Here is an 11,928-nt window from a genome sequence, read left to right on the forward strand (position 1 = left end):
GAGAAATTAGCCAGACCGCTTCAATAACAATTTCAAGAAAGGAGAAAAACCATGGCCGAAGCAAAAGTACTCAGTGGCGCAGGCCTGCGTGGCCAGGTAGCCGGCCAGACTGCATTGTCGACAGTTGGCCAGGCCGGTGCCGGGCTGACCTACCGCGGTTACGACGTCCGTGACCTGGCCGCCGGCGCCGAGTTCGAGGAAGTCGCCTACCTGCTGCTGTACGGCGAGCTGCCGAGCAAGGCTGAACTGGCCGACTACAAGCGCAAGCTCAAGGGCCTGCGCGAACTGCCGCAAGCGCTGAAGGAAGTCCTGGAGCGCATCCCGCGTGATGCCCACCCCATGGACGTGATGCGCACCGGTTGCTCGGTGCTCGGCACCCTGGAGCCCGAACTGACCTTCGAGGCCCAGCGCGAGAAGACCGACCGCCTGTTGGCGGTGTTCCCCGCGATCATGTGCTACTGGTACCGCTTCACCCATCACGGTGTGCGTATCGACTGCACCAGCGACGAAGACACCTTGGGCGGTCACTTCCTGCACCTGCTACACGGCAAGAAGCCAAGCGAGCTGCACGTCAAGGTCATGAACGTCTCGCTGATTCTCTACGCCGAGCACGAGTTCAATGCCTCGACGTTCACCGCTCGAGTTTGTGCCTCGACCCTGTCGGACCTGTATTCGTGCATCACCGCGGCCATCGGTTCGTTGCGCGGCCCGCTGCATGGCGGCGCCAACGAGGCGGCGATGGAGCTGATCGAGCGCTTCCAGAGCCCGCAGGAAGCCGTGACCGAGCTGCTCGCCATGCTCGAGCGCAAAGACAAGATCATGGGCTTCGGCCATGCCATCTACAAAGAGTCCGATCCACGCAACGAGGTGATCAAGGGCTGGTCGAAGCAGTTGGCCGACGAGGTGGGCGACACAGTGCTGTACCCGGTTTCCGAGGCCATCGACAAGACCATGTGGGAGCAGAAGCGCCTGTTCCCCAACGCCGACTTCTACCATGCCTCGGCGTATCACTTCATGGGTATCCCGACCAAGCTGTTCACCCCGATTTTCGTCTGCTCGCGCCTGACTGGCTGGGCGGCGCATGTCTTCGAGCAGCGTGCCAACAACCGCATCATCCGTCCGAGCGCCGAGTATGTCGGCGTCGAGCAGCGCCAGTTCGTGCCGATCGACCAGCGCTGATCGTGGAAGACGCCGGGGGCGCACTGCGCCTCTGGAGGTCCACGCCGCACCTGCCCCGAACACCGTGACCGAGCCTGATAACCATATGAACACTGCATTTCGCAAGCACCTGCCAGGCACCGACCTGGACTACTTCGATGCCCGCGCGGCGGTCGAGGCGATCAAGCCCGGCGCCTACGATGGCCTGCCTTACACATCCCGCGTTCTCGCCGAAAACCTGGTGCGCCGCTGCGACCCGGCCACCCTCGACGCTTCGCTGGGGCAGTTGATCGAGCGCAAGCGCGACCTCGACTTTCCCTGGTTCCCGGCCCGTGTCGTGTGCCACGACATCCTCGGCCAGACCGCGTTGGTCGACCTGGCCGGGTTGCGCGATGCCATCGCCGACAAAGGCGGTGATCCGGCACAGGTCAACCCGGTAGTGCCGGTGCAGTTGATCGTCGACCACTCCCTGGCCGTCGAGCGCGGTGGTTTCGACCCGCAGGCGTTCGAGAAGAACCGCGCCATCGAAGACCGCCGCAACGAAGACCGCTTCCACTTCATCAACTGGACCAAGAAGGCGTTCAAGAACGTCGATGTGATCCAGCCGGGCAACGGCATCATGCACCAGATCAACCTGGAGAAGATGTCGCCGGTCATCCACAGCGACCGTGGCGTGGCCTACCCGGACACCTGTGTCGGTACCGACAGCCACACACCTCATGTCGATGCCCTGGGTGTGATCGCCATCGGTGTGGGTGGCCTTGAGGCCGAGAACGTCATGCTTGGCCGCGCCTCCTGGATGCGCCTGCCGGAGATCGTCGGTGTCGAGCTGAGCGGCAAGTTGGCGCCGAACATCACCGCCACCGACCTGGTCCTGGCCTTGACCGAATTCTTGCGCAAGCAGAAGGTGGTGGGTGCTTACCTCGAGTTCTACGGTGAAGGTGCCCGCGCCCTGACCCTGGGCGACCGTGCCACCATCTCCAACATGGCCCCGGAGTACGGCGCTACTGCCGCGATGTTCGCCATCGACCAGCAGACCATCGACTACCTCAAACTGACCGGTCGCGAAGAACAGCAGGTCAAGCTGGTGGAGACCTATGCCAAGGCGACCGGCCTGTGGGCCGACGCACTGGCCAAGGCCGAGTACGAGCGCGTGCTGCGCTTCGATCTGTCGAGTGTCGTGCGCAACATGGCAGGGCCGTCCAACCCGCATGCCCGCGTGGCCACCAGCGACCTGGCGGCCAAGGGTATCGCCGGAGCCTGGGAGGAAGTCCCGGGCCAGATGCCGGACGGCGCGGTGATCATTGCCGCCATCACCAGTTGCACCAACACCAGCAACCCGCGCAACGTGATCGCCGCAGGCCTCTTGGCGCGCAACGCCAACAAACTCGGCCTGATGCGTAAACCCTGGGTCAAGTCGTCGCTTGCCCCGGGCTCCAAAGCTGTTCAGCTGTACCTGGAAGAAGCGGGTCTGGAGAAGGAGCTGGAACAACTGGGCTTTGGTATCGTCGCCTTTGCCTGCACCACCTGCAACGGCATGTCCGGCGCGCTGGACCCTGTGATCCAGCAAGAGATCATCGACCGCGACCTGTACGCCACCGCCGTGCTGTCGGGCAACCGTAACTTTGACGGGCGGATCCACCCCTACGCCAAGCAGGCTTTCCTGGCCTCGCCGCCTTTGGTGGTGGCCTATGCCATCGCCGGCACCATCCGCTTCGACATCGAGAAAGATGTGCTGGGTGTGGTCGACGGCAAGGAGATTCGCCTCAAGGACATCTGGCCGAGCGATGAAGAGATCGACGCGGTGGTGCGTGCGGCGGTCAAGCCGGAGCAGTTCCGCAAGGTCTACATTCCGATGTTCGCCATCGAGGAAGACCGTGGGCCGAAGGTGGCACCGCTGTATGAATGGCGCCCGATGAGTACCTACATTCGTCGTCCACCCTACTGGGAAGGCGCCCTGGCGGGTGAGCGCACCTTGCGTGGCATGCGCCCACTGGCGGTGCTGCCGGACAACATTACCACCGACCATCTTTCGCCCTCCAACGCCATCCTGCTCGACAGCGCGGCGGGCGAGTACCTGGCGAAGATGGGCCTGCCGGAGGAGGACTTCAACTCCTACGCCACCCATCGTGGCGACCACCTCACCGCGCAACGTGCCACCTTTGCCAACCCCAAGCTGTTCAACGAGATGGTGCGCAAGGAAGACGGCAGTGTCAGGCAGGGATCGCTGGCGCGCATCGAGCCGGAAGGCAAGGTCACCCGGATGTGGGAGGCGATCGAGACCTACATGGAGCGTAAACAGCCGCTGATCATCGTTGCCGGGGCCGACTATGGCCAAGGTTCATCTCGCGACTGGGCGGCCAAGGGCGTACGCCTGGCGGGTGTCGAGGCCATTGTCGCCGAAGGTTTCGAGCGCATTCACCGGACCAACCTGGTGGGCATGGGCGTGTTGCCGCTTGAATTCAAGGCAGGCACCGATCGCAAGACCCTGGCGCTGGACGGCAGTGAGACCTATGACGTGCTGGGCGAGCGCAAGCCGCGTGCAACCCTGACGCTGGTGGTGACGCGCAAGAATGGCGAGCGCGTCGAGGTGCCGGTGACTTGCCGCTTGGATACCGCCGAGGAGGTATCGATCTACGAGGCCGGCGGGGTGCTGCAGCGCTTTGCCCAGGACTTCCTCGAAGCGACCGCCTAATCAGGAGCAGCGCGGTCCCTTGTGGGCGCGGGCAAGCCCCGCGCCCACAAGGGCTGTGCGAGACAGGAATTGAACATGGCCCATGTACCGCAAGTGAAGATCCCCGCCACCTACATCCGTGGTGGCACCAGCAAAGGCGTGTTCTTCCGCCTGCAAGATCTGCCCGAGCAAGCCCAGATTCCCGGCCCGGCCCGCGACGCATTGTTGCTGCGGGTCATTGGCAGCCCCGATCCTTACGGCAAGCAGATCGACGGCATGGGGGGCGCGACCTCCAGCACCAGCAAGACCGTCATTCTTTCGCCCAGCATCAAGCCGGAGCACGATGTCGATTACCTGTTCGGCCAGGTGTCGATCGACAAGGCCTTCGTTGACTGGAGCGGCAACTGCGGCAACCTGTCCGCGGCCGTTGGTGCGTTCGCCATCAGCAGCGGCCTGGTCGACCCAGCGCGCATCCCGCGCAACGGCATCGCCACCGTGCGTATCTGGCAGGCGAATATCGGCAAGACCATCATCGCCCATGTACCGATCACCGAAGGTGAAGTGCAGGAAGCCGGTGATTTCGAGTTGGATGGCGTAACCTTCCCGGCGGCCGAGGTGCAGCTGGAGTTCCTCGATCCGGCAGCTGACGAGGATGGCGACGGTGGTGCGATGTTCCCCACTGGCAACCTGGTGGACGACCTGGAGGTGCCGGGTGTCGGTACCTTCAAGGCGACGCTGATCAATGCCGGTATCCCGACCATTTTCGTCAACGCGGCCGATATCGGTTATACCGGCACCGAACTGCAGGATGCCATCAACGGTGACCCGCAGGCCTTGCTGCGCTTCGAGACCATTCGCGCCCATGGCGCAGTGCGCATGGGGTTGATCGACAACGTCGATCAGGCTGCCGGGCGTCAGCACACGCCGAAAGTCGCCTTCGTCGCGCCACCAACCACCTACACTGCGTCCAGTGGCAAGACGGTTGCGGCCGGCGATGTCGACCTGCTGGTGCGTGCGTTGTCGATGGGCAAGCTGCACCATGCGATGATGGGTACTGCAGCCGTGGCAATCGGCACCGCTGCCGCCATTCCGGGCACCTTGGTCAACCTCGCCGCAGGCGGGGGCGAACGCAGTGCCGTGCGCTTCGGTCATCCCTCGGGCACATTGCGCGTCGGGGCCGAGGCGCGACAGGTGGGCGGCGAGTGGACGGTGACCAAGGCAATCATGAGCCGTAGTGCTCGCGTGCTGATGGAAGGCTGGGTGAGGGTGCCTGGCGATAGTTTCTGACGCACCACTGGCGCTTGGCTTTGAATGAGTAGGGCCGCCCTGCGGCCCCGAATTCACAGGAGCTGCAAATGAGCGCCAACGTGGATCTGAACGAGCGCCCCGATTACGACGGCGTGCTGCAAACCCTCGCCGACTATGTGCTGACCTACCGGGTCGATTCACCCGAGGCCCTGGATACCGCGCGCAACTGCCTGATGGACACGCTGGGTTGCGGCTTGCTTGCCTTGCGCTTCCCTGAATGCACCAAGCACCTCGGCCCGCTGGTCGAGGGCACCGTGGTACCCAATGGCGCGCGCGTGCCCGGCACCAGCTATCGCCTTGACCCGGTGAAGGCCGCCTGGGACATCGGCTGTACCATCCGCTGGCTGGACTACAACGACACTTGGCTGGCCGCCGAATGGGCGCATCCCTCTGACAACCTCGGCGGTATTCTGGCAGTCGCCGATCATCTGTCGCAAAAGCGCGTGGCCACGGGCGAGCGACCGTTGTTGATGCGTGATGTGCTCGAAGCCATGGTCATGGCCCATGAGATCCAGGGTGTACTGGCGCTGGAAAACGCCTTCAACCGCGTTGGCCTCGATCACGTGATTCTGGTCAAGGTGGCTTCTACAGCTGTGTGCGCCAGGCTGATGGGGGCCAACCGCGAGCAGATGCTGAGTGCGTTGTCCCATGCTTTCGTCGATGGTCAGGCACTGCGCACCTACCGTCATGCACCCAACGCCGGTTCGCGCAAGTCTTGGGCTGCCGGGGATGCGTCCAGTCGGGGCGTGCGCCTGGCCGATATCGCCTTGCGCGGCGAGATGGGTGTACCAGGGGTGCTCACTGCGCCGCAGTGGGGGTTCTACGACGTGCTGTTCAGCCATACCAACAAGGACCTGGCGCTCAAGCCTGCCGGCCAGCAAGCGTTGCGCGTGCCTCAGGCATTGGGCAGCTACGTGATGGAAAATGTGCTGTTCAAGGTCAGTTTCCCCGCCGAGTTCCACGCCCAGACCGCCTGTGAGGCAGCCGTGATCCTGCATCCCCTCGTGCGTAACCGCCTGCACGAAGTCGACCGAATCGTCATCACTACCCAGGAGTCGGCGATCCGTATCATCTCCAAGAGCGGGCCGCTGGCCAATGCCGCCGACCGCGACCACTGTTTGCAGTACATGGTGGCGGTGCCGCTGATCTTCGGCCATCTGGTGGCCGAGCATTACGAGGATGCTTTCCACGCCAACCACCCGAGCATCGACCGCTTGCGCGAAAAAATGGAGGTAGTGGAAGACCCTCGCTTCAGCCGCGAATACCTGGAAGCGGACAAGCGCTCGATCGCCAACGCCGTGCAGGTGTTCTTCAAGGATGGCACCAGTACCGAACAGGTAGTGGTGGAATACCCGATCGGGCATCGGCGGCGGCGCGGGGAGGGCATTGCGTTGCTGGAGGCCAAGTTCAGGGAGAACCTGGCGACGCGTTTTGCGCGGCAGCGGTGTGGTGAGATTCTTCAGGTGTGCAAGGACCAGCAGCAGCTGGAACAGATGGCGGTGCATCGGTTTGTCGATTTGTTCGTGATCTGAGGTTGCTCGTCGTCCTGCACAACCCTCGAAAACTGTGCGGTCCCTGTAGGAGCGGCTTCAGCCGCGAAGAGGTCGGCACAGGTTGAAACAAGAAAGCCCCGGTATTTCTACCGGGGCTTTTCTTTTACATCTTACAACTCAGCTTATGCCTGGACCACTGGGATCTTGGCGTTGGCTGCCGCTTCGCGGAACTCGGCGATCTGGTCGAAGCTCAGGTAGCGGTAGACGTCGGCAGCCATGCTGTCGATGTCTTTGGCGTACTGCATGTACTCTTCGACGGTCGGCAGCTTGCCGATGATCGAAGCGACAGCAGCCAGCTCGGCCGATGCCAGGTACACGTTGGTGGCGTCGCCCAGACGGTTCGGGAAGTTACGGGTCGAGGTGGAGACCACGGTCGAACCGGTCTGCACACGTGCCTGGTTACCCATGCACAGCGAGCAGCCTGGCATTTCCATACGCGCGCCAGCCTTGCCGTAAATGCCGTAGTAGCCTTCTTCGGTCAGTTGGTGAGCATCCATCTTGGTTGGCGGAGCCAGCCACAGGCGGGTCGGGATGCCGCCCTTGACTTTGTCCAGCAGCTTGCCGGCAGCGCGGAAGTGACCGATGTTGGTCATGCACGAACCGATGAACACTTCGTCGATCTTCTCGCCTTGTACCGAGGACAGCAGGCGGGCATCGTCTGGGTCGTTCGGCGCGCAGAGCACAGGCTCCTTGACTTCGGCCAGGTCGATTTCGATGATTTCGGCGTATTCGGCATCGGCGTCGGCCGACAGCAGCTTAGGCTTGGCCAGCCAGGCTTCCATCGCCTGGGCACGGCGCTCCAGGGTACGGGCGTCGCCGTAGCCTTCGCCGATCATCCAGCGCAGCAGGGTGATGTTGGACTGCAGGTACTCGGCGATGGCCTTCTCTGGCAGCTTGATGGTGCAACCTGCGGCAGAACGCTCGGCCGAGGCGTCGGACAGCTCGAAAGCTTGCTCGACGGTGAGGTCGTTCAGGCCTTCGATCTCGAGGATGCGGCCAGAGAAGATGTTCTTCTTGCCCTTCTTCTCGACGGTCAGCAGACCCTTCTGGATGGCGTAGTAAGGGATGGCGTGAACCAGGTCACGCAGGGTGATGCCCGGTTGCAGTTTGCCCTTGAAGCGCACCAGTACCGACTCAGGCATGTCCAGCGGCATGACGCCGGTAGCAGCAGCGAAGGCTACTAGGCCGGAACCGGCCGGGAACGAGATGCCGATCGGGAAGCGGGTGTGCGAGTCACCACCGGTACCGACGGTGTCCGGCATCAGCATGCGGTTCAGCCAGCTGTGGATGATGCCGTCGCCTGGGCGCAGCGACACGCCGCCACGGGTGCGGATGAAGTCTGGCAGGGTGTGATGGGTGGTGACGTCGATCGGCTTCGGATAGGCCGCGGTGTGGCAGAAGGACTGCATGACCAGGTCGGCGGAGAAGCCCAGGCATGCCAGGTCTTTCAGCTCGTCACGGGTCATCGGGCCAGTGGTGTCCTGGGAGCCGACGGTGGTCATCTTCGGTTCGCAGTAGGCACCTGGGCGTACGCCTTGGCCTTCTGGCAGACCGCAAGCGCGGCCGACCATTTTCTGGGCCAGGGTGAAGCCCTTGCCGGAATCGGCAGGCTGTTCTGGCTTCTTGAACAGGTCCGAAGCACCCAGGCCCAGTTCGGCACGGGCTTTCTCGGTCAGGCCACGGCCGACGATCAGCGGAATACGGCCACCGGCACGAACTTCGTCGAGCAGCACTTCGGTTTTCAGTTCGAAGGTGGTGACCAGCTCGTCGCTACCGTGACGGCGTACTTCACCCTTGAATGGGTAAACGTCGATGACGTCGCCCATGGCCAGGTTGGTGCAGTCGAACTCGATCGGCAGGGCGCCGGCGTCTTCCATGGTGTTGTAGAAGATCGGGGCGATCTTGGTGCCGAAGCAGAAGCCACCTGCGCGCTTGTTCGGCACGTAAGGGATGTCGTCGCCGAAGAACCACAGCACCGAGTTGGTGGCGGACTTACGCGAAGAACCGGTACCGACCACGTCACCGACGTAGGCAACTGGGTAGCCCTTGGCCTTGACCGCTTCGATCTGGGCCAGCGGGCCGACCGAACCAGGCTGCTTCGGCTCGATGCCGTCACGGGCCATTTTCAGCATGGCCAGGGCGTGCAGCGGGATGTCAGGGCGAGACCAGGCGTCTGGAGCAGGGGACAGGTCGTCGGTGTTGGTTTCGCCAGGCACCTTGAACACGGTCAGGGTGTACTTCTCGGCGATGGCCGGGCGGGAGGTGAACCACTCGCCGGCAGCCCAGGATTCCAGGACGGCCTTGGCGTGAACATTGCCGGCCTTGGCCTTTTCGGCCACGTCGTGGAAGGCATCGAACATCAGCAGGGTGTGCTTGAGCTGTTCGGCCGCGACGGCGCCCAGCTCGGCGTCATCCAGCAGCGTGACCAGCGTTTCGATGTTGTAGCCGCCCTGCATGGTGCCCAGCAGCTCGGTGGCGTGCTTGCGGTCGATCAGTGGGGACTTGGCTTCACCCTTGGCGACAGCGGAGAGGAAAGCGGCCTTGACGTAGGCAGCTTCGTCGACTCCTGGCGGAACGCGGTGGGTGATCAGGTCTACGAGGAAGGCTTCTTCGCCGGCCGGCGGGTTTTTCAGCAGCTCGACCAGGCCTGCAGTTTGTTCGGCGTTCAGCGGCTGGGGGACGATACCCAGGGCGGCACGCTCTTCGATGTGTTTGCGGTAGGCTTCAAGCACAGTTATTACCCTCATCAGTGGTCCCTAAAGGGAGTCCGGGACGCTCATCCAGCATTCCCTGCACCCATGCGCGGAGCACGGCTTTTTGAGCCGTCCAGCCAGAGTCGCAGAGAATCCTTACAGAAGCTGCTTTCAAAGTTTTACGCCTGTAGAACGGAAGGCTGATGAGGGCTGGCTCGGGCATGTGGGTACATGGCCCGGGCCAACGCCGTTCTACCGGATGAACTGTGCTCGTGACGCTTTGAAAACAGCTTCCAACGGACATTGTTGCCTTGAAAAGGCGGGATGATTCTACGGCAAAAAAAGCCTGAAGGTAAGGCGGCGAATGTGACTTTAACGAGTGACCCTGGTTAGACAAAGGGCTAACATGGGCCAGTGTTCCATCGCCAAGCCGTTGTTTTTCCATGTCCAATCACGCCATCAAGACCCCTTGCGTCGGCCTGTGCTCCACGGTTTACGGAGACACGGTGTGCCGTGGCTGCAAGCGTTTCCACCATGAGGTGATCCACTGGAACGGCTACGACGACGAGCAGAAGCGCGCGGTCTGGATGCGTCTGGAGCAACTGCTGGCGCAGGTGATGATGGCCAAGCTGGAGGTGTTCGACAAACACCTGCTGCGCCAGCAACTGGTGCAGCGTTCGATTCGCTTCGTCGAACAGCAGTCGGAATATTGCTGGGCGTATCAGCTGATCGCGCGTGGGGCGCGGATGATTCGTGACGTCGAGGCCTACGGGATGGTGTTGCTGCCGGAGTTTCGCGACTGGGAACTGCCGCAGTTGCGCGATGCCATCGACCGGGAGTTCTTTCTGCTTTCCGAGGCGCATTACCAGCGGTACATCGCCCCAGGTTTCCTGCGTGATGCGCTAGAGGGCGGACAGGGCTGAAGCCGTGCAGTGAAGCTGCCTGATACATCGCCAGCAAGCCAGTTCCTACGAGGGGGCGCGTTTGTCCCGCAGGAGCTGGCTTGCCAGCGAAGGGGACGCCAGGTCAGTCCCCGGTATATTCGCAACCGCTGGTGCAGGTTTCGTGGATGCGTACCTTGGACAGCTCTGGCAGCAGCGGCTTGACCTGGTCCCAGATCCACTTTGCGATCACTTCGCTGGTCGGATTTTCCAGGCCTGGAATATCGTTCAGGTAGTTATGATCCAGTTGCTCGTAGATCGGCTTGAAGACCGCCTTGATCTCGGCGAAATCCCGGATCCAGCCGGTGTGCGGGTCGAGTGGGCCGGTCAGGTGCAGGCCGACCTTGAACGAGTGACCATGCAGGCGCCCGCACTTGTGCCCGGCAGGAACGTGGGGCAGGCGGTGGGCCGATTCGAACGTAAACTCTTTGAAGATTTCCACGACTGTCATAACTCTGTGTGAATCGATAATGCGCGCAGTCTACCAGCATGGCCGCTACAAGGCTTGCAGCTGTTCATGCAGCCGCCCGGTGGCAATCAGCTCCAGCAGTTCGTCGCCCAGGCGCTGGCTTTCGGCGATGGCCTTGTACCAGTAGCGCTTGCGGCTCGGCGCATCGCCCATGAAGCGCTTGAAGTCGTTACGGTCCGGCAGCTTGCCGTAGGGCAGCGCTGCCAGGTACTGCGGCGAGGGTGTCATCAGCAGTACGTTTTGCAGGCGCGTGCGGTCGCCCTTGCGCCAGGGCAGGACCTTGTCGAACCAGCCGGGCACCACCTTGTCGGTGAAATGGGGGTAAAGCACCAGGTCGTCGCCGCGGTAGGGCAGGTCCAGATGGTAGTCGAGCAGGCCGCCGTCGCGGTAGGTGCCGGTTCCGGCGCCGGGGATGTCGCGTACACCCTCCATGACCATCGGGATCGAGCCCGAGGCCAGCAGCGCATGGCGCAGGTTGCCCAGGTCGAGCGGCAGGCAGCGTGATGGGAAGTCGGTGAGCGCATCGAGCGGGGGTGTGGCGCGGCCATCATGGAGGATCACCCGCTCGAAGTGTCGACCCAGTCGCGAACGCCCGAGCAGATTGTCAGCGATGACCGACGACAGCCCCATCCCCAATCGACCACGGTGGTCATAAGCGAGCTGGCCGTGGCTTTTGACCACCAGGATATTCAGACGGTAGTGCGGGTTGGCGAGAATCTGGCCATCACGCCCCTGCAGCAGGTCATCGAGCATGCGCTGGCAACTGCGGCTGATCTGGGCCGGGGTGACGCCCTTGGCGAAGTCCTGTTCGGTGTACAGCTCGCCCAGCAGGCGCAGGCCCGCGACCGGGTCGTCCAGGCAGGCACTGGCGAAGCGCCACGAGCCGATCGACGCACCGATCAGCGACCGCTGGCGCGGCGCCGAGGGCAGCCACTGGCCGAACAATGCCAGGTCCAGCCCCTGGATACCCAGAGGTTTCGGGCCACCCGCGGCGCCGGGCAGCACGCCGACATCGGCCGCCTGCAAGCCACGTTCGCGGATCTGCCGCAGGGCACGGGTGCCGGCCTTGAAGGTCAGGGCGGGGTACTTGATGTGGATGGCGCTCATTGAGGTTCTCGCTGGCAACAAGCGG

8 protein-coding genes are annotated in these 11,928 nt (G+C 62.9%); 5 read left to right on the top strand and 3 right to left on the bottom strand.

Annotated elements, in window-relative coordinates:
- Nucleotides 1-51: 51 nt before the first annotated feature.
- From prpC to prpD, 4 genes are all read left to right on the top strand, one after another.
- On the top strand, nucleotides 52-1,179 hold the full coding sequence (prpC, locus tag H620_RS0116865; RefSeq protein WP_023379683.1) for a bifunctional 2-methylcitrate synthase/citrate synthase: 1,128 nt from the start codon (nucleotides 52-54) through the stop codon (nucleotides 1,177-1,179).
- 85 nt (nucleotides 1,180-1,264) lie between these two features.
- Nucleotides 1,265-3,853: a Fe/S-dependent 2-methylisocitrate dehydratase AcnD gene (acnD, locus tag H620_RS0116870; RefSeq protein ID WP_027907725.1), complete on the top strand. Its 2,589-nt coding sequence runs from the start codon at nucleotides 1,265-1,267 to the stop codon at nucleotides 3,851-3,853.
- Between the two features lie 75 nt (nucleotides 3,854-3,928).
- On the top strand, nucleotides 3,929-5,119 hold the full coding sequence (gene prpF / locus H620_RS0116875; protein ID WP_027907726.1) for a 2-methylaconitate cis-trans isomerase PrpF: 1,191 nt from the start codon (nucleotides 3,929-3,931) through the stop codon (nucleotides 5,117-5,119).
- A gap of 68 nt (nucleotides 5,120-5,187) precedes the next feature.
- Nucleotides 5,188-6,672: a 2-methylcitrate dehydratase gene (prpD, locus tag H620_RS0116880; RefSeq protein WP_023379689.1), complete on the top strand. Its 1,485-nt coding sequence runs from the start codon at nucleotides 5,188-5,190 to the stop codon at nucleotides 6,670-6,672.
- Between the two features lie 143 nt (nucleotides 6,673-6,815).
- On the opposite strand, the gene acnB is transcribed toward prpD, so the two are convergent.
- The gene (acnB, locus tag H620_RS0116885; RefSeq protein WP_027907727.1) at nucleotides 6,816-9,425 is read right to left on the bottom strand and encodes a bifunctional aconitate hydratase 2/2-methylisocitrate dehydratase; all 2,610 of its coding nucleotides are present in this window, start codon (nucleotides 9,423-9,425) and stop codon (nucleotides 6,816-6,818) included.
- A gap of 404 nt (nucleotides 9,426-9,829) precedes the next feature.
- On the opposite strand from acnB, the gene H620_RS0116890 reads away from it, so the two are divergent.
- Nucleotides 9,830-10,309: a DUF1289 domain-containing protein gene (locus H620_RS0116890; RefSeq protein WP_023379692.1), complete on the top strand. Its 480-nt coding sequence runs from the start codon at nucleotides 9,830-9,832 to the stop codon at nucleotides 10,307-10,309.
- A 103-nt stretch (nucleotides 10,310-10,412) separates the two neighbouring features.
- Here the strand turns inward: H620_RS0116890 and queD are convergent, their stop codons facing one another.
- Nucleotides 10,413-10,769: a 6-carboxytetrahydropterin synthase QueD gene (queD, locus tag H620_RS0116895; protein ID WP_015269720.1), complete on the bottom strand. Its 357-nt coding sequence runs from the start codon at nucleotides 10,767-10,769 to the stop codon at nucleotides 10,413-10,415.
- A gap of 54 nt (nucleotides 10,770-10,823) precedes the next feature.
- A complete protein-coding gene (locus H620_RS0116900; protein ID WP_023379694.1) occupies nucleotides 10,824-11,903 on the bottom strand; it encodes a patatin-like phospholipase domain-containing protein in 1,080 nt (359 codons plus the stop codon).
- Nucleotides 11,904-11,928 lie beyond the last annotated feature (25 nt).

This window comes from Pseudomonas taiwanensis DSM 21245, assembly GCF_000425785.1.
GTDB classification, from domain to species: Bacteria; Pseudomonadota; Gammaproteobacteria; order Pseudomonadales; family Pseudomonadaceae; genus Aquipseudomonas; species Aquipseudomonas taiwanensis.

Coding starts and splice junctions, on each gene's coding strand:
- H620_RS0116890 (WP_023379692.1), top strand. CDS start 9,830: ATGTCCAATCACGCCATCAAGACCCCTTGCGTCGGCCTGTGCTCCACG.
- prpD (WP_023379689.1), top strand. CDS start 5,188: ATGAGCGCCAACGTGGATCTGAACGAGCGCCCCGATTACGACGGCGTG.
- acnD (WP_027907725.1), top strand. CDS start 1,265: ATGAACACTGCATTTCGCAAGCACCTGCCAGGCACCGACCTGGACTAC.
- prpF (WP_027907726.1), top strand. CDS start 3,929: ATGGCCCATGTACCGCAAGTGAAGATCCCCGCCACCTACATCCGTGGT.
- H620_RS0116900 (WP_023379694.1), bottom strand. CDS start 11,903: ATGAGCGCCATCCACATCAAGTACCCCGCCCTGACCTTCAAGGCCGGC.
- prpC (WP_023379683.1), top strand. CDS start 52: ATGGCCGAAGCAAAAGTACTCAGTGGCGCAGGCCTGCGTGGCCAGGTA.